General features: G+C 48.7%; 17 protein-coding genes and 1 other annotated feature. Of the genes, 12 read left to right on the plus strand and 5 right to left on the minus strand.

The genetic code is table 11. The annotated features are described in order from the left end of the window. Window positions 1-15 precede the first annotated feature (15 nt). From AADZ70_RS16245 to AADZ70_RS16275, 7 genes are all read left to right on the plus strand, one after another. Entirely contained in the window at window positions 16-1,083 is a 1,068-nt protein-coding gene (locus AADZ70_RS16245) for an iron-containing alcohol dehydrogenase family protein (RefSeq protein ID WP_188154708.1), read from the plus strand. Window positions 1,084-1,165: 82 nt separating this feature from the next. Continuing rightward, window positions 1,166-2,320 (plus strand): phosphoribosylglycinamide formyltransferase 2, encoded by a 1,155-nt coding sequence (purT, locus tag AADZ70_RS16250; protein WP_188154709.1) that lies wholly within the window; start codon window positions 1,166-1,168, stop codon window positions 2,318-2,320. A gap of 478 nt (window positions 2,321-2,798) precedes the next feature. Further along, a complete protein-coding gene (pssA, locus tag AADZ70_RS16255; protein ID WP_016936881.1) occupies window positions 2,799-3,332 on the plus strand; it encodes a CDP-diacylglycerol--serine O-phosphatidyltransferase in 534 nt (177 codons plus the stop codon). Further along, window positions 3,323-3,811, plus strand: coding sequence for a DedA family protein (locus tag AADZ70_RS16260; RefSeq protein WP_016936880.1), 489 nt, complete (start codon window positions 3,323-3,325; stop codon window positions 3,809-3,811). Before pssA ends, AADZ70_RS16260 begins: the two co-directional genes overlap by 10 nt. Continuing rightward, complete coding sequence (locus AADZ70_RS16265; RefSeq protein WP_342007324.1) at window positions 3,804-4,619, plus strand: phosphatidylserine decarboxylase; 816 nt, start codon at window positions 3,804-3,806, stop codon at window positions 4,617-4,619. Before AADZ70_RS16260 ends, AADZ70_RS16265 begins: the two co-directional genes overlap by 8 nt. Window positions 4,620-4,661: 42 nt before the next feature. Continuing rightward, entirely contained in the window at window positions 4,662-4,937 is a 276-nt protein-coding gene (locus AADZ70_RS16270; protein WP_099744527.1) for a hypothetical protein, read from the plus strand. Between the two features lie 106 nt (window positions 4,938-5,043). Continuing rightward, a complete protein-coding gene (locus tag AADZ70_RS16275; RefSeq protein WP_016936877.1) occupies window positions 5,044-6,012 on the plus strand; it encodes a rhodanese-related sulfurtransferase in 969 nt (322 codons plus the stop codon). Between the two features lie 36 nt (window positions 6,013-6,048). On the opposite strand, the gene gltP is transcribed toward AADZ70_RS16275, so the two are convergent. Further along, window positions 6,049-7,299, minus strand: coding sequence for a glutamate-aspartate/proton symporter GltP (gltP, locus tag AADZ70_RS16280; protein ID WP_342007325.1), 1,251 nt, complete (start codon window positions 7,297-7,299; stop codon window positions 6,049-6,051). Between the two features lie 369 nt (window positions 7,300-7,668). Between gltP and AADZ70_RS16285 the strand changes: the two genes are divergently transcribed. Continuing rightward, on the plus strand, window positions 7,669-8,736 hold the full coding sequence (locus AADZ70_RS16285) for a branched-chain amino acid aminotransferase (protein WP_016936875.1): 1,068 nt from the start codon (window positions 7,669-7,671) through the stop codon (window positions 8,734-8,736). A 40-nt stretch (window positions 8,737-8,776) separates the two neighbouring features. Here AADZ70_RS16285 and AADZ70_RS16290 read toward each other — a convergent pair whose 3' ends face one another. The 4 genes from AADZ70_RS16290 to AADZ70_RS16305 form a co-directional block, all read right to left on the minus strand. Next, on the minus strand, window positions 8,777-10,180 hold the full coding sequence (locus tag AADZ70_RS16290; protein WP_342007326.1) for an amino acid permease: 1,404 nt from the start codon (window positions 10,178-10,180) through the stop codon (window positions 8,777-8,779). 113 nt (window positions 10,181-10,293) lie between these two features. Next, on the minus strand, window positions 10,294-11,241 hold the full coding sequence (gene mmuM, locus AADZ70_RS16295) for a homocysteine S-methyltransferase (RefSeq protein WP_342007327.1): 948 nt from the start codon (window positions 11,239-11,241) through the stop codon (window positions 10,294-10,296). Window positions 11,242-11,356: 115 nt separating this feature from the next. Further along, window positions 11,357-12,793: an alanine/glycine:cation symporter family protein gene (locus AADZ70_RS16300; RefSeq protein ID WP_016936872.1), complete on the minus strand. Its 1,437-nt coding sequence runs from the start codon at window positions 12,791-12,793 to the stop codon at window positions 11,357-11,359. Between the two features lie 24 nt (window positions 12,794-12,817). Next, window positions 12,818-13,801, minus strand: a complete 984-nt coding sequence (locus AADZ70_RS16305; RefSeq protein WP_064777987.1) for a glutaminase — start codon at window positions 13,799-13,801, stop codon at window positions 12,818-12,820. 244 nt (window positions 13,802-14,045) lie between these two features. On the opposite strand from AADZ70_RS16305, the gene AADZ70_RS16310 reads away from it, so the two are divergent. The 4 genes from AADZ70_RS16310 (at window position 14,046) to AADZ70_RS16325 (ending at window position 18,051) form a co-directional block, all read left to right on the plus strand. Beyond that, complete coding sequence (locus tag AADZ70_RS16310; protein ID WP_342007328.1) at window positions 14,046-15,338, plus strand: sensor histidine kinase; 1,293 nt, start codon at window positions 14,046-14,048, stop codon at window positions 15,336-15,338. Further along, window positions 15,338-16,285, plus strand: a complete 948-nt coding sequence (locus AADZ70_RS16315) for a DNA-binding domain-containing protein (protein ID WP_049627830.1) — start codon at window positions 15,338-15,340, stop codon at window positions 16,283-16,285. The genes AADZ70_RS16310 and AADZ70_RS16315 overlap by 1 nt, the downstream gene beginning before the upstream one ends. Before the next feature lie 294 nt (window positions 16,286-16,579). Beyond that, complete coding sequence (locus AADZ70_RS16320) at window positions 16,580-17,500, plus strand: macrolide 2'-phosphotransferase (protein ID WP_342007329.1); 921 nt, start codon at window positions 16,580-16,582, stop codon at window positions 17,498-17,500. Between the two features lie 48 nt (window positions 17,501-17,548). Then, window positions 17,549-17,798: a binding site (T-box leader), on the plus strand. Between the two features lie 88 nt (window positions 17,799-17,886). Continuing rightward, window positions 17,887-18,051 (plus strand): tryptophan RNA-binding attenuator protein inhibitory protein, encoded by a 165-nt coding sequence (locus AADZ70_RS16325; RefSeq protein WP_016936867.1) that lies wholly within the window; start codon window positions 17,887-17,889, stop codon window positions 18,049-18,051. The last annotated feature ends 150 nt before the right edge of the window (window positions 18,052-18,201 follow it).

Genomic DNA, 18,201 nt, shown 5'->3' on the forward strand with positions numbered 1-18,201 from the left:
AGAGGAGAGATTCGAATGAAGCCTGAAGATATCGTGCGAAGCGGCCCGAATCAATATATATGTAAGGAAGGAATCGCAAAAGAGCTTCCGGGGCTGCTGGAGACATTCAGAAAACCCGTGATTGTGACCGGAATCAAATCCTATCAGGCGTTCTCCGATTACAGCGGCGGTTCTTCCTGGGATGTGATTCAGCATAAAGGATACTGTTCACCTGAGGCGGTGCGTAAGGTCTGTGAGCAGGCGAAAGATGCGGATGTGATCATCGGTATCGGAGGCGGCACGATGTTGGATTTGGCAAAAGCGGCGGCAGACCGGCTTGATATTGAGACTGTGATGGTTCCTTCCATCGCGGGAACGTGTGCGGCAAGTACGCCGTTAAGTGTCATGTATGATGAGAGCGGCAATTTTATCAGAGTGGATTATCATAAGCGTTCAAGCTATTTGACGCTTGTTGATCCGCTGTTTTTGCTTTCCTCTCCCATTGAATATATGAAAAGCGGGATCGGTGATACGCTGGCGAAATGGTATGAGGCCGAAGCGGTCATCAGAAATACGGGGACGGCGCCGCTGATGGCTCAGGCGGGGCTGAGGCAGGCGGAATATATTCGTGATCTGTTATTGCGTTACAGTGAAGCAGCCGTCGTAAGCATGGAGAAAGGCGAGCTGTCAGTACCGTTCATCCAGACGGCGGAAACGATTATTATGCTCGCGGGAACGGTCGGCGGCTATGGGGGCCGTTTGTGCAGGATGGCAGGGGCGCATGCGGTGCACAACGGACTCAGCTTTATTCAGGAGACACATCAGGTGCTGCACGGTCAGAAGGTTGCTTACGGCATATTGGTGCAGCTTGCGCTTGAAAATCGGAGACATGAGATTGAAGAGCTGCTTCCGTTTTACCGCCGGCTCGGATTTCCCGTCAGTCTCCAAGATCTCGGCATCCGTGACATGCATGAGGAAGCCAAGCGCCGCATCTCTTCTCACGCCTGCCGGGCGGAAGAATCGTTATGCTTAATGGGGCAATATGGCGAGAAGGACGTGTCAGCGGCGATTGAATCGCTCGAATCAGCGCAAAAGACAGGATAGAGCTTGGTTATCTGTCTTGTCTTTATTTTTTGAATATTTCCGTTATAATGAGGGAGGTATAGAAAGGGAGGGGCCAAAGGACATGTATCAGGCGAAAAAGATGTTGTTATTGGGATCAGGCGAGCTGGGGAAAGAAGTCGTCATTGAAGCGCAGCGGCTCGGGGTTGTCACTGTAGCCGTTGACAGCTATGAGCATGCCCCTGCCATGCAGACCGCGCACAAAAGCTATGTCATCGATATGCTCGATAAAGCGCAGGTCAGAGAAGTCATTGAAAAAGAAAAACCGGACTTGATCGTACCGGAAGTGGAAGCCATTGCGACGGATGAGCTGCTGAAGCTTGAGGAAGAAGGCTTTCACGTCATCCCGAATGCGCGTGCGGCGAAGCTGACGATGGACCGTGAAGGCATCAGACGGCTTGCGGCAGAGAAGCTGCACCTTCCGACTGCCGGCTATGAATTCGCGAATACATATGAAGAATTTAAAGAAGCGGCGGAAACAATCGGCTTTCCGTGCGTGGTGAAGCCGCTGATGAGCTCTTCCGGAAAAGGGCAAAGCGTGTGCCGCTCGGCTTCCGGGCTGGAAAGCTGCTGGAATATGGCGATGGAAGGCGGCCGGGTGAAAAACGGCCGGGTCATCGTTGAGGAATTCATTCCGTTTGAATCCGAAATCACTCTTTTGACAGTGCGCGCGGCGAACGGTACATCCTTTTGCGCACCGATCGGACATGAACAAAAAGACGGTGACTATATTGAATCGTGGCAGCCTCATCATATGACAGAACAGCAGATTGAAGAGGCGAAACACATTGCGAAAAGCATAACGGACTCACTCGGCGGATACGGTTTATTCGGGGTTGAGCTTTTCCTTACTAAAGATAAGGTATATTTCAGCGAAGTGTCTCCCCGTCCGCATGATACGGGCCTCGTCACACTTGTGACGCAAAATTTGTCAGAGTTCGCGCTGCATGTCCGTGCGATAATGGGATTCCCGATTCCGGAAATCACACTGCTGTCGCCGGGGGCAAGCCGTCCGCTGAAGGCGCCAAAAGAGCTTGCTGATTACGCGGTTGAAGGTGTGGAGAAGGCCTTGGCGGTAAAAAGCACTCAGGTCCGCATATTCGGAAAACCTGTCACGAAAGCCGGACGCCGGATGGCGGTTGCGCTTTCTGCAGCCGAGACGGTTGAAGAGGCGAGAGAAAGAGCGGCCGAAGCACTCAGTCATTTATCTGTTACATAAACCTATCTTAAGAGGCGTTTTTACCGTAATGGTAAGGCGCCTTTTTTGTGTGGGCAGACTATATACTGGAAAACGGGGTTGTGAGATAATGTATGAGGCCGTTTTGTGCCGGCTTTTTCATTCATGAAACTTTTTATGTCCGCAATCGTTATATGTAATGTTCTCATTTAACGGAGAAGGAAATAACTATACATCATACGGCTTTTCATTCGTGAAGCGCGGACAGACCGTATCATCGGCATGGAATATTTAAGCAGGGTAATCCGGAATAGAGATAACGCCGATTGCTTACCTTAATATGAACGGCGAAAAAACAAAAATCACCAGATTAGATTGTTCAAATAACACCAAATGCTGTATAATAAAAGAATTTGAATGATAGCATTGAAAGAATTTCATTTTATGTTTCCGTAAAATGGAGTCTTTATGCATACGCAGTCCGATTTGATATGGTTTTAATTGGAGGTTTGTGTAAACTGTGAATTATATACCTAGTATGATCACAATTGGAAATTTTATTTGCGGGCTTCTATCGATTCATTCCCTTTTGTATCATAATATTCACTCCGCGGTGATCTTTATTTTCATCGGGATGTTTCTCGATTTTTTTGACGGTTTGGCCGCCCGTAAGCTGAACGCGGTATCGGAGATGGGAAGGGAGCTTGACTCTTTTGCTGATCTCGTGACGTTCGGCGTGGCGCCGTCTATGCTTGCTTACACTGTTTCACTATATACGATTCCGTTCATCGGAATTTTAATCGCGCTTTCCTACAGCATCTGCGGAATGATCCGGCTCTCGAGATTTAATATCGGACAAAGCAAGCTGCCGACGTTTATCGGGATGCCGATTCCGTTTGCGGGGATGTGTCTTGTCATTTTGAGCTTCATCAATAACGCTTTTCTTCTGGGGGCAGGAACGATTGCGCTCGGTTATTTAATGGTCAGCAATATTAAATTTCCCCACTTTAAAAAACAGGCGCCTGAAAACCTGGAGAGCAGAAGATGGAATTAGTTCAGCAATTAATTTCCGATTACGGATATATCGCGATTTTTCTCATGCTGACACTTGGTATTATCGGATTGCCTATTCCGGATGAAGTCATGATGACGCTTGTGGGCTACTTCGCCCATATAAAAGTGCTGAATTATGAGCTCTCCATTCTGATCAGCTTTATCGGAGCTCTCCTGGGGATGATTATCAGCTACTTCATCGGCAGAAAAGCCGGCCGGCCGTTTATTAATAAGTTCGGAAAATGGGTCGGCCTGAAGGAAAAGAGGATGGAGAAAGTAGACAGGTGGATGAAAAAGTACGGGCCGTACACCATTATTTTGGGTTATTTCATCCCAGGCATCAGACACGTGACCTGCTACTTTTCCGGAATCGGCAGAATGGATTTCAAAACCTACTTATGCTTCGCCGCCATCGGAGCGTTTTTATGGTGTTTTATTTTTATTACTATAGGAAAATTCATAGGAGTAATCAATGTTTAATACTGCTGCTAAAGTTCTTTATCGTTCATTGATTGAACTGACTAATAATCGATTGACGTCCCATCTCATTAAAAACTTCTGTGAATCGAAACTGAGCAAGCCGATGATTCCGCTGTTTTCCAAACACTATCGCATCAACTGGAATGAAACGGAACGGACAGCCTCTGACTTTGATTCACTGACGTCATTTTTCATTCGTGATATTAATTTGAATCTCCGCCCCGTGGCAAAAGAGAAGAACGCCATCGTCAGTCCTGTGGACGGCGTCGTTCAGACGGTGGGCATGATTAATCCGAATCAAACCTTCATGGTAAAAGGGAAGGATTATTCGTTCGCTGAACTGACGGGGTTTAAAAGCGCCGATCACAAATACAACGGCGGCCGTTTTGCCGTGCTTTATCTGAGCCCGAGACATTACCACCGCTTCCATTCCCCCATCAGCTGCACGTATCAGAAGCTGGCCGAGCTGGGGAAACGCTCCTATCCCGTCAATACGATGGGATTGAAGTACGGGAAAGACGTGCTCTCAAAAAATTACCGTTATGTGTACGAGCTCACCCGTGGTGACCAGCAGATGCTCATGATTCCGGTAGGTGCGATGAATATTAATTCCATCGTTCAGACAAACACCGGAAACAGGCTTGAAACGGGTGAAGAGCTGGGCTATTTTTCATTTGGATCGACCGTTATTTTAGTATTTGAGAAGGATATGTTTACCCCTTCGGATAACCTCATTGAAGGCCGGGAATTACAGGTCGGCCAGATCATCGGTTATGCGGAGTCACAGGAGGAGGCGTCCGCTTTATAAAAGCTGCTCCTCTTTTTTATATGGTGTAAGGAAGTGAACAATATGGAAGAAAAGGATTTGGCAAAGCTGATAGAGCAATACCGGCTTACAGGCAATCAGCAAGCTCTGGAAGCCGCGTGGGATGTCTGCTGGCCTGTCATCGAATCGCTCATTTCGGAACTGGGTGAAGCCAGCGCCGATATCCTGCGGGAAAAAGGCCGTGATCGTTTTCCGTTTATCATCGGCAAGTATCAGACTGCCGCCGGCCTTTCACTTGAAACTTTTTTGCGCAATACGTATCGGTTTTATTTTCAGCAGGTAATAAAAGGAGAAGCATGACTGGAAGAAAGAGTCCGGACGGAAATGTTCATCTTTCGCCCGTTTTCCTGTATGATATAGTAGAGTGTGCGTGATCATTAATATAATTGAACAGGGTGTATAAATCATGGAAAAACAATATAGAGTTTTACTTTATTATAAATATGTAAAGATTGATGAGCCTGAAGAATTCACGGCTCAGCATTTGAAGTTTTGTAAGGAGCTCGGTCTGTTAGGCCGTATTTTGATTTCTGAGGAAGGCATTAACGGTACGGTGTCCGGAACGGTTGAACAGACGGATCAATACATGAATGCGCTGAAAGCTGATCCGCGATTTGCCGACATGCCGATCAAAATTGATGAGACTGACGGACATGCGTTCCGCAAAATGTTTGTCCGCCATAAAAAAGAGCTGGTGACGCTTCGTCTCGAAGATGATGTTGATCCGAATACCACGACAGGCAAACACTTGAAACCGAAAGACTTTTATGAGCAAATGCAGGATCCTGACACGATCGTGATTGACGCCAGAAACGACTATGAGTATGACCTCGGTCATTTCCGCGGAGCGGTCAGACCTGATATTGAGGCGTTCCGTGAGCTGCCGGACTGGATTGAAGAGCACAAAGACATGCTCGAAGGCAAAAAAATCCTCACGTACTGCACAGGCGGCGTACGCTGTGAGAAATTTTCCGGCTGGCTGCTGAAGCAGGGCTTTGAAGACGTGTCCCAGCTTGACGGCGGTATCGTCACTTACGGTAAAGATCCTGAAGTCCAAGGCAAACTGTGGGACGGACAGTGCTACGTATTTGACGAAAGAATCAGCGTACCGGTCAACCGCGTAGAGCATGTCATTATCGGAAAAGATTATTTCACGGGCGAGCCTTGCGAGCGTTATGTGAACTGCGCAAATCCGGCATGTAATAAAAAAATGATCTGCACACCTGAGAATGAATACAAGTACATGCGCAGCTGCAGTCACGAATGCCGTACAAACGAACGCAATATGTATGTGAAAGAGCACGAAATGACTCAAGAAGAAATCAATGAACGCCTTGCTTTGATTGAAAAAGAAGATCATGCGGCGATTGATTAATAGAAAAGACCACCAATGAGGTGGTCTTTTTTGTGTTTACATACTTTCTGTCCGGGCGGTCTGGTCCGCCGTGACGGACCCTTTATATGTGAAGGCTTTTTCCCACTTGGATACGACGATACAGGCGACCGCATGGCCGGGCACGTTGACGCCGGTTCTCGCCATGTCCATGACGCGGTCGACACCGGCAATGATGGCGACGCCTTCCGCGGGGAGACCGACGGCATTCGCTGTCGCCAGAAGCACGACGAGTGAGCCTGACGGGACGGCGGCAATGCCTTTGCTTGTCATGACGAGCACAAGCATCATCAGAAGCTGCTGAGAAAGCGGCATCTCCACATGAAAAGCCTGCGCCAGAAAAATACATGACACCGATAAATAGAGACTGGAGCCGTCACAATTCAGCGATAAGCCTGACGGAACCACAAAGGAGACGACCCGCTTCGGGCAGCCGTATTTCTCCATCCGATCCATCAGCTGAGGCAGAATGGTTTCTGTGCTTGTCGTGGAAAAAGCAATCAAAAACAGATCCCAAATCATTTTCAGCACTTCAAAGTACTTGATTTTAAAGATAAGCCCGACAATCGGAAACAGAATGAAGAGTATCAAAAACAGCCCGAGAAACACAGTGCCGATCAGCTTCAGCATCGGGAGCAAAAGCGCGATTCCGAATTGTCCGACTGAGGCGGCCATAAGGGCAAGAACGCCGATCGGAGCGGTGACCATCACCATTTGCGTCAGCTTGAACATAATATTTGCCGTTGATTCAAAGAAATTCATGACAGGTGCGGAGGCTTTGCCGATGCCGGCTGCGGCAACACCGAATAGGATCGCGAAAAAGATGACGGCGAGAAGATCGTTTTTCGCCATAACGTCAATGATATTAACGGGGATAATATCAAGAAGCATTTGTTTCAGGTCGACTACTTTTTCCGTATAGCCGGAAAGCTCGTGAATGTCTTTTTTAGCAAGGTGAGAGAGGTTAAGGCCGACTCCCGGCTTCAGCACGTTTGCCAATAGGAGGCCGAGCCCCAGAACAAGTGTCGTAATGACTTCAAACCAAATAATCGTTTTGATGCCGAGACTGCCCATCTTTTTCATACTGCCGCTTCCGGCGGCTCCGATGACAATGGTCGAGAACACGATCGGCACGACAATCATTTTAATCAGGCGGATAAATCCGTCTCCCACGGGCCGCAGCGCCATCCCGAAATCCGGGAAGAAATGGCCGATCAGTGCTCCGATGACTAAGGCGATCAAAATCTGAAATGCGATAAATTTTTTCAAGCGAATCCCCCTTTTACTTGCGCATTTCTTACGTAATTCGTGAAGCAGGCGGCAACCACCTTCCTCTCCGCCATAAATTTGTCACAAAATTGACTTTGCGAAAGAGAGGATTTCTTTACATTATGTAAGCGCAATCATTTAATATGACAGAAAGTCCTCATTGAAAAAAATGAAGGAGAATAAAATAAAGTCAGATTTTCGCTTGAAAATATCAAAAATTTTGATAATTATCCTCTTATAAGTGGTATATTTGATATGATACGGTCAACTGCATCCTTATATATCTGTGCATACACGATTCAGGCAGAGAAAACAGGCAGCTTATAAAAGACTGAAAATTTAAACAATTACAAGAAAGGTGTGCTTTTGTTGAATCAACTGATTGAAAGACGTAAGGTCACAGCTAGAAAAGAAAAACCGGATTCCGCTTCATTGGGATTTGGCAAGTACTTCACTGATTACATGTTTGTCTTGGATTACGAAGAAGAAAGAGGCTGGCATGATCCGAGAATCACACCATATGAACCGGTTCATCTTGATCCGTCCGCATCCGTTTTCCATTACGGGCAGGCCGTATTTGAAGGGCTGAAGGCTTACAGATCAGAAGACGGACGGGCATTGATGTTCCGTCCTGACCAAAATATAAAGCGGCTGAATAAATCGCTGCGGCGGATGAGCATGCCGCCTCTCGATGAGAAGCTTGCGCTGGAAGCATTGGTACAATTGGTGGAGCTGGAGCAGGAATGGATTCCGAAAGAAAAAGGAACTTCTTTATATATCCGTCCGTTTGTGATTGCGACCGAGCCTTCTTTAGGCGTCCGGCCTTCCAAGCGGTACAAATTCATGGTTGTCCTGACGCCGGTCGGTTCGTATTACGGCGATCAGCTGAAACCGATCCGTATTTATGTCGAGGATGAGTATGTGCGCGCCGTCACCGGCGGAGTGGGCGATGTTAAAACGTCCGGAAACTATGCGGCCAGCTTACAGGCTCAGCGGAAAGCCGAAGAACTGGGTTATGATCAGGTGCTTTGGCTCGACGGAGTGGAAAAGAAATATGCTGAAGAGGTAGGCAGTATGAATATCTTTTTCATTATAAACGGAGAGGCTGTAACGCCGGCGCTAAACGGAAGCATCCTCGGGGGCATCACCCGCGCATCTGTGATAGAGCTGTTAAAAAGCTGGGGCATCCGCGTCAGGGAAGAACGGGTTGCCATTGATGACATCTATCATGCCGCGATGAGAGGCGAGGTGTCAGAAGTATTCGGTACGGGAACCGCAGCTGTCATCTCACCGGTCGGCGAGCTGCACATTCACGGAGAAACAATTGAGCTGAATAACGGCTTGATCGGTGAAGTGTCAGAAAGGCTCTATGAAACCATTACCGGCATCCAGGTCGGGAAGGTGCCGGATTCGTTCAGATGGGTGGTTGAAGTATAAACAAAAAAAAGAACCCTTGCGCGGCAGGGTTCTTTTTTGTTTATTGAGATTTTGCGGCTTGAACACGGGTGCGGCTGTTCCGGTTTTTTAAGTAATAAACGCTGTAACAGACGGCCATAAAGGCAATTCCGCAATAAAGGGCGATGGCCTGGTTCGGATCAAAAGCAATGCCGATACAGGAGGCAAGGCAAAGGATAAAGGCCGCTATCGGCACGGCCGGATATCCCGGTGTCCTGTATGTTAAGTCTGAAAGCTGACGGCCTTCTTTAAGAAACCGCCTTCTGAACAAAAATTGCGATGCGGCAATGCTCATCCACACCGCCACTACCGCAAATCCTGAGACAGAGACGAGAACAAGATACACTGTATCCGCTGCAAACACGCTTGACAGCAGTGACAGAATGCCGCCGATCATACTGAAAATCAGGGCGTTAAAAGGGATGCCTTTAGACGTCAGCCTGGCAAAGGCGGGATGAAGCTCACCTTCTTTAGACAGGGACCACAGCATTCGTGATGAGGCGTACAGCCCCGAATTCGCCGCAGACAGAAGCGCCGTCAAAATGACGAAATTCATCAGATCGGCCGCATACGGCACGCCGATTCTGTCGAATACCGTGACGAACGGGCTTTCAATCACACCCGCTTCTTGGATGGAGATCATGCCCGACAGCACAAAAATCGTTCCGATAAAGAAAAGCGCCAGCCGCCAGACTGTAGTCTTAATGGCGCGCGGAACGGTTTTTTCCGGATCAGCGCTTTCCCCGGCGGCAATTCCGATCAATTCCGTCCCTGAAAAGGCGAAGTTTACTGACAGCATCGTCATCAGTATCGGAAAAAAACCATTTGGAAAAAGACTGCCGCCATCCGTAAAGTTCGACAGCATAGGTGCCGCCTCACCGCTTTTCATCGGGACGATGCCGAACATCGCCGCTCCGCCCAATAAGATAAACAGCAGGATGGCTAAGACTTTAATGCTTGAGAACCAAAACTCCGATTCAGCAAAAAATTTCACGGAGAAGGCGTTTAATAAAAAGATGAAAAGAGCGAATACGGCACTCCACATCCAAACCGAAGTATGCGGGAACCAGCGCTGCATGAAGAGCCCGGCCGCCGTGAATTCAGAGCCCAGCGCCACCGCCCACGTCAGCCAGTACAGCCATGCGACCGTAAAGCCCGTCGCGGGCCCGATATAGGTTTTCGCATAGGTGTGGAATGCGCCCGTCACCGGCATGGCCACTGACAGTTCACCGAGGCAAAGCATGACAAGATAGACGATGCCCGCGCCCAAAAGGTATGCAAAAATGGTACCCGCCGGACCCGCCTGATGAATGGTATACCCCGAGCTTAAAAACAGCCCCGTTCCGATTACACCTCCGAGTGAGAGCATAAAGAGGTGCCTGCTTTTCATACTTCTCTGAAAATTCGTCTCGTTCTTGTTGTTCATTGTTTTCCAACTTTCTGCGAGAGCCGTTCTAATAAAAAATCTCATGCCGGCGAACGGCACGAGATTCCGGCGAACCGGCTTTTTGATTAGAATATACAAACTATTCCGATTAGTCAAGTTGTTTTTATGGTTTTGGCCCAAGCGGCAATGGCCTGAATATCCGCGGGTTTCGTCCGGCAGCAGCCTCCGATCAGGCTTGCGCCGTTTTCGTACCAGCTTTGCGCGCTCTTTCCGAAATGTTTTGCGCACGCTTCACCTTTCCAGGTTTTTGTTTTCGGGTCATATTGTTCGCCTGAGTTCGGATAGACGATAATCGGCTTGGACGCTGCCCGTTTGATTTCTTTTATCAGCGGCGGAATATGTTCGATCGGTGTGCAGTTGATGCCGATCGCCGCGATCTGGCTGCAGGAGCCGAGCAGGGCCGCGCATTCGGAAATAGGCGTGCCTTCGCTGATATGCCGTCCGTCCTTGGCGCTGAAGCTCATCCACGCATAAGTGCCGGGGAATTCCTCCAGCAGCCTTATGATCGCTTTTGCCTCTGACAGGCACGGAATGGTCTCGCACGCCAAAAGATCGGCTCCGGATTCTATAAGGGCTTTCATCCGGGGGCGGTGAAAGCTGATCAGCTCATCCTCCGTCAGTCCGTAATGCCCGCGATATTCAGAGCCATCGGCAAGGCTCGCGCCGTAAGGTCCGATAGAAGCGGCGATCAAAGGTTTGGGACGGTCTGAACGGTTTTCTTCATGCGCCCAAAATTCATCGCGAGCTTGGACGGCGAGCTCAACTGATGTCTGAATCAGGCGGATCGCATCGGTTTCTGAGATGCCGCGTGCCGCAAATCCTTCAATCGTCGATTGATAGCTGGCGGTGATCGCGCAATCAGCGCCGGCGGCAAAATATTCTGCATGCACCTGTTTGATCAGTTCGGGTCTCTCCAAAAGAATTTTGGCCGACCACAGATCGTCATGTAAATCACAGCCCATCCGCTCAAGCTCGGTTGCCATCGCTCCGTCTATGATCATAACCGGGTATTCATCTAATATGTGTGTAATGGGGTTCATAGGCATTCCTTTCTGACTATACTGAAAATATATAAAAAGGGTAATGGACGCTTTCCTCTTTGTCAATGAATCGGCAGAAAAAAGATGTTCAGGACGCTGCCCGAACACCTTTTGTTTAGGAAATATGTTTGCCTTTCGCACTTTTCGCGATGTCTGAATACTCCCAGCAGTCGATCCCGTCATCATCAGGGAGCACATCTCTGTAAAAGACGGGGTCCTTTCCGGCTTTCTTTTGCCGGGCATAATCGCTCAAAGCGGCAAACGCTTTTTTCGACAGAAGGAAAATCGCAATTAAATTCACGACCACCATTAAGCCCATGAACAAGTCAGCCATATCCCACACAAGCTGGACTTTGGAAATGCACCCGAACAGAACCATTCCGAGTACACAGATGCGGTAAATGAACAGCCATTTTTTGTTCTGGCTTAAAAATCCGATATTGGTTTCTCCGTAATAATAGTTGCCCATCAGAGCGCTGAAGCCGAACAAAAGCATTAAGACGGCAAGGAAACCTGATGCCCACGCGCCGATATGGTCGCTCAAGGCAGCCTGAGAAAGCGCGATGCCGCTCAGTCCCGGCTGGTGATAAGCGTCTGAAAATAAAATGATAAGTGCCGTGCTTGTACAAATGACGAGCGTATCCGTCAGGACGCCGAATGCCTGAATGAGCCCCTGTTTCACCGGATGGCTCGTCGTAGCTGTCGCCGCCGCGTTCGGAGCGCTTCCCATTCCCGCTTCATTTGAGAAAATTCCGCGTCTCACACCTTGCATCAAAGCCGCACCTAAAGCGCCGCCCGCTGCCTGATCAATACCGAACGCATTTTTTACGATAAGCGACAGAACGCCGGGCAATTGGGTGATGTTCGTCAGAATGACAAAGAAAGCGACGCCGATATATAAAACGGCTAAGACGACTACGATGTATTCCGCCATTTTCGCAATTCGTTTGACGCCGCCGAAAATCACGCCGCCGAAAACCAAGATTAAAATAATGCCCAATGTAAGCCGGCTGGTGCCGAATGCGTTTTGAAAGGCGACGCTGATCGTATTGGACTGAACGGAATTAAAGACGACTCCGAATGACAGCGTGATTAAAACGGCGAACAGCGCGCCCATCCAGCGTTTCTTCAGGCCTTTTTCCATGTAATAGGCCGGGCCGCCGCGGAATCCGTTTTGATCTTTTACTTTATAAATTTGGGCCAGCGTGCTTTCAACAAAGCTTGAAGCCGAACCGATGACTGCGATAATCCACATCCAGAAAATAGCGCCCGGGCCGCCGAGTGCGATCGCAATGGCGATTCCGGTAATATTCCCGGTTCCGACACGCGCCGCCATGCTGATGCAAAATGCCTGAAACGGGGAAATGCTGTTTTTTGACCGGGCGGCTGCGCCTTCTTTCAAAACCCGGATCATTTCCCTCAGCATGCGGACTTGCAGACCCTTTGATCTGAACGTAAAAAACAGTCCCAGAGAAAGAAGCAGTACGATTAATAGTTTTGACCACAAAAAATCATTTGCCGAGCCGATTACATTTTCAAGGAATTCCTGCATCCAATCACCTCTTGGTTCGTTTGATTAAAAAATACTGAGCTCCCACTCCTGTGCGATATGTTTCAGCAGCATGCCGCCGGTCAGGCTGTTGCCATATTCATCAATGGCCGGACCGTAAATGCCGATGCCGCAGCCGTTATGAAAAGGCTGTTCTCTTCTGGCGCTTGGGGGAACCAATGCCATAATGCCGCCGGATACCCCGCTTTTGGCCGGGACGCCGACGAAAGCCGCATATTTGCCTGACGCATTGTACATCCCGCACGTCAGCATCAGGGCTTTGGCGAGTTTTGCGACATCTTTCGGAATGACCTGTTCCCGGCGGATCGGATGGTAGCCGTCATGCGCAAGAATCAATCCGATCAAAGCGATGTCCTCGGTTGTCCCCTCCATGGCGCATTGCTTTAAATACACTTCAAGCGTTTCTTCGACATCCGCCTCGAGAAAGTTCGTTTCTTTTAAATAGTAGGCGAGCGCTCTGTTTCGGTGTGCGGTCTGCCATTCAGAGCGGAAGACCTCCTCGTGTATGTGAGGCCGTTTTCCTATCAATTTTTCAAAAACGGAAAAGAGATATTCCAATTTCTCATGCGCCGTTTCACCGGGTAGAAGCGAGGCGACGGTAATGGCGCCGGCATTGATCATCGGGTTGAAGGGCTTCCCGGGTTTATGGATTTCAAGCCGGATGATAGAATTAAACGCATCACCTGTCGGCTCCACGTCGACACGATCGAGCACATAAGGTATGCCTCTGGACATGCAGGCGGCAATAAAGCTGATGACTTTTGAGATGCTCTGCAATGTGAACGGCACATTCCATTCACCGGCATGAATCATTGAGCCATCCGGCTCTAATATGCAAATGCCCAGCTGAGAGTCGTTGATTTCTCCGAGGGCGGGGATATAATTTGCGCTTTTTCCATTGACGGAAAACGGTCGGTAATGTTCGACCCAATCTTGTAAAAGTGAAGCCAGTTCCTCTTTTTCAAGGCGCTCTCTGACCATATCTTTCATAACATTCCTCCTCTATTACAAGCCTGTCCGCAAGCGGAAATCGGTCTTGGAAAACGTTTTCAAATATAGCGTGTTCCATGTTAATGTATAATGACATCTACAGAATCATATAAAATACGACAAAATCATTCTTAAAATAAGCCGATAGATTTATAAATCAGCAGGAGCGTCCCGCCATACGGGTCTAAAGAAATTTGCGGACTCACTCGGTCTTATTCAAAATAGATAGAAGAAGGAAGTGATTGTGATCAGGCTCGACTATTTACTAAAAAAAGACGGCTATTTATTCGCTCTTATGCTGATCACCGTGCCGCTGGCGGGGGAACTGAAATTTTACCCCCTGAATGAGGTGTACCGGATCAGCTTCGGCGCCCCGGCTTTTTTCTTTTTTCTGCTGCTGCTGCGGCATGTGCCGGCAGTATTGTCAGGGCTGTTGACAGGTGCAGCCGTTGTGGCATTCCGGATCGGCCTGTCGTGCTGGGGAGGAGAGCATGCCGGCTTTACGGAGGCTTTTTTCAGCCAATATCCCAGTTTCTTTTTTTACTTTACATATGCCTGCTTGTTTTATGTGCTGAGGGTCAGGTTCTTTCGGGATCGGCCGCTCATGATCGGATTCCTCGGCTTTCTTATTGAAATCGCTTCCGACACCGTTGAAATGGCGGTTCAGTTTTCAGGAGGCCGGCTGATTATGATGCCGGACAAACTGGCAGATATTGCGGTCATCGCCATTTCTCACACATTTATTGTGCTGAGTTTTTTCAACGTGATGAAGCTGCACGAATCCCAGGTCAGGGAAAAGCAAACGAGAAAGCAGCACGAGCACATGCTGATGATTGTGTCTAACTTATACGAAGAAACGATTCATTTGAAAAAAACGCTGAAAACGACGGAGCATGTGACGAAAGAATCCTATCAGCTGTATCGGGAAATGAGCGGGAACGACCGGGAGCTCGGAAGCCGAATGCTGCGCCTTGCGGGAGAAATCCATGAAGTGAAAAAAGACAATCAGCGGATATTCGCCGGCCTGTCGAAGCTGATTTCAAATGAGAGATTCCGGGATTACATGGATGCCGCCGCTCTGATCGGAATTGTCATCCGAATCAATGAAAAATACGCCGAATCTTTAGGCAAGGATATTCAGTTCCGGAGCGTGATTGAAGGAGATCATCCCGATTATCACGTCTTTACCGTCCTGTCGATCTTGAATAACCTGACCGCCAATGCCGTAGAGGCCATGGGGGACAGAGGTGAGATCCGCCTCACGCTGCGCAGGGCGGAGGGGGAGATGGCCGAATTTCAGGCGGAAGATGACGGTCCCGGCATTCCGGAAAAAATCGGAGAGGTAATCTATGATCCCGGATTTACGTCCAAATACGATGAATTCGGCACACCTTCAACGGGCATCGGGCTTTCATACGTGAAGGAAATCGTAACCGAACTTGAAGGCGGCATCTCCTTTCACAACAAGCCAAAAGGCGTCATATTTACGATTAAGCTGCCGGTGAGGCATTTAATTGCAGAAAGGGTGAGTTCATAATGCGCTTTTTTATAGCTGATGATGACCGGGCGATCCGTTCCATTTTAAGACAGATCATTGAAGATGAGGACTTAGGCGAAGTCGTCGGCGAGGCGGAGGACGGAAGCCAGATTGAAGGGCATTATCTCCATTTTAAACAAGTCGATATTTTATTAATTGACCTGCTGATGCCGGGGCGGGACGGGATTGAGACGATACGGCATCTTCAGGATTCGTACACCGGAAAAACGGTGATGATATCCCAGGTGGAAGCGAAGGAAATGGTGGGAGAAGCCTATTCTCTCGGTATTGAATATTTTATCCACAAACCGATCAACAAAATTGAAATCATCACCGTGCTCCGAAAAGTGAAAGAGCGGATCGAACTGGAAACCTCGATCGGCGACATCCAAAATTCGCTAAGACGGCTTGTTCAGCGCAATGAACCGCAGCAAAGCCGCTCTTTTAAATCCTGCGAAAAATCCGTGAAAGAGACCGGGAAATTTCTGTTATCAGAACTAGGGATTGTGGGAGAAAGCGGCGCGCACGACCTGATGGCCGTGCTGCATTTTTTATTTGAGGATGAGCAGGCGCAAAAAAGCGTTCCGTCGCTGAAGCGTGTGTTTACAAACGTCGCGCTGCGGAAACTGGGACCGGCGGCGTCGGAAGCAGACATCAGCAGGGAGACAAAAGCCTCCGAACAGCGGATCAGAAGAGCGATCATTCATTCGTTAAACCATTTCGCCTCATTGGGCACAACTGATTTTTCAAACCCCAAATTTGAATATTACGCCTCGAAATTCTTTGATTTCCCTGCTGTCAGCAAGAGAATGAAAGAAATGCAGGCGAAAGAAACCGTTCCGCTTTCTCCGGTTAAAGTGAATATGAAAAAATTTATTCACGTCTTCTTTTTGGAGGCGAAAGATTTACGCGAAGGATCGAAGTTTGTCAGCGGAGGGAGCAGGTAAGCTGATAAATGGGGTTTACTTATATAAGGTCTTTGTGTAAAATAATGTTAACTAAGAAGGAACGGAGGGATCCTGATGGCTGATCAAATTCCGGTTTTCGCACTAATGAAATAGTGTCAAAGTCTCTGCCTTGAGTGCGGAGGAAACCGGGATTGTCTGCCTGAATAAGGAACCTGACATAATAGTGAGGGGGCGGCGATTATGCCGCCCTCTTTTTGGCGTCTTCACATATCTCTTTCTCCTCCGCCTCAGGCGAAGCTCTGTGTCAGTAAATAAGGGAAATGGGGAAACAAGATGACAAAACAAAGGGAAATAGAATCCGTTCTGAACATCGCAAAGGAAAATGGCTTACGGTTAAAATATGAAGGGGCGGACATAAATGAAACGGGTATGGACTTCCAAGTCGTATTTGCTGAAGATGACAGCGGCGTGACATGGGTGCTCCGAAAGCCGCGCCGTCCCGATGTTATCGAAAGAGCGGCTGCAGAAAGCGATGTTCTCGCGTTTCTCCGCAGCCATGCCGCGGTATCAGTGCCCGATTGGCGGGTTCATACACCGGAACTGATCGCTTATCCGAAACTGGACGGAAAACCCGCTGCCGCAATTGATCTGGATAAGAAACAGTATGTCTGGAACATGGAACACGAGCCGCCTTCAGACGGTTTTGTCGGCTCGCTTGCCGCGGCATTAGCCGAGCTGCACGGAGCAGACCCGGATGCGGCCTCCAGATCCGGAATCGAAATCATAAAACCGGATGACGTCAGGCAAAGGGCGGCGGAATCAATGGATCATATAAAAAAAGAAATCGGGGTCTCAGAACAGCTTTGGCAAAGATGGCAAACATGGATTAATGACAGCTCGTACTGGCCTGATTTTTCCGCGCTGATCCATGGAGACTTGCATCCTCCGCATATTTTGATCGGCGAAAATCAGCGTGTGACGGGTCTCCTCGATTGGACGGAGGCAAAGGTTGCCGATCCGGCCAAGGATTTTGTTCTTTATCAAATGATATTAGGAGAAAAAGAAACGAAACGTTTGATGAAGAGCTACGAGGCTGAAGGCGGACGCGTCTGGCCGAAAATGCAGGAGCATGTAACAGAATGGCAGGCCGCCTATCCTGTGGAAACAGCGAAGTTCGCGCTTCAAACGGGGCAAGAAGAACATATGCAAATGGCGCGGGAAATGCTCGGCCTGTCCGATTCGAAAGGTTATTGACTTCGGCCGGAAGACAGCGTATGATACATTTTAAAATCATAGAACGGATGAACAATGCTGAGGAAGAGTAAGTACGCATCAGCGCGCGGGGTTCAGAGAGTCGGTGGCCGCTGTGAACCGATCCCCGTCCGGTGCCGAATGGGCTTCTGAATTGCTGCGCTGAAATGACAGTAGGCGGTGCCGGGATTCTTTCCCCGTTATCAAGAAAGGGGTATTGAAACCGTGTGTTTCTGTACTTTTTGAGTGAAGGCTTTACAGCCGTTAATAAAGGTGGCACCGCGAAAACCTCGTCCTTTGATGGACGGGGTTTTTTTGTATCGTTAAGGAGGTGATGGCCATGGAAAGTGACTGGAGACGGACAAACAATCAAAAAAGGAGGGATATTCATGGTGATCGCCACCGACGATCTTGAACTCACCTGTCCGCATTGTGAAGGAACCGGGGCGGAGAAGGAAGGCGCGCCCTGCCCGAAGTGCGGCGCGAAGGGAGTCATTTTGACGGCTCAGGGAAACACGCTGCTGTATTTTATCAAAAAGCATCTTGATCAGTGAAATCAAACGAAAAAGGCCGTTATCCGGCCTTCAGGCTGTCGAGAAAATCTCGACAGTCTTTATTTTTCCCTTAAAATATCCTGTCATAAAATAAAAGAAAGACTGAAAAGAACGGTGTCTTTCTCATGTTCCACACAAGAAATTCATTCG

This window comes from Bacillus sp. YBsi01, from assembly GCF_038406745.1.
Classification (GTDB): domain Bacteria; phylum Bacillota; class Bacilli; order Bacillales; family Bacillaceae; genus Bacillus; species Bacillus siamensis.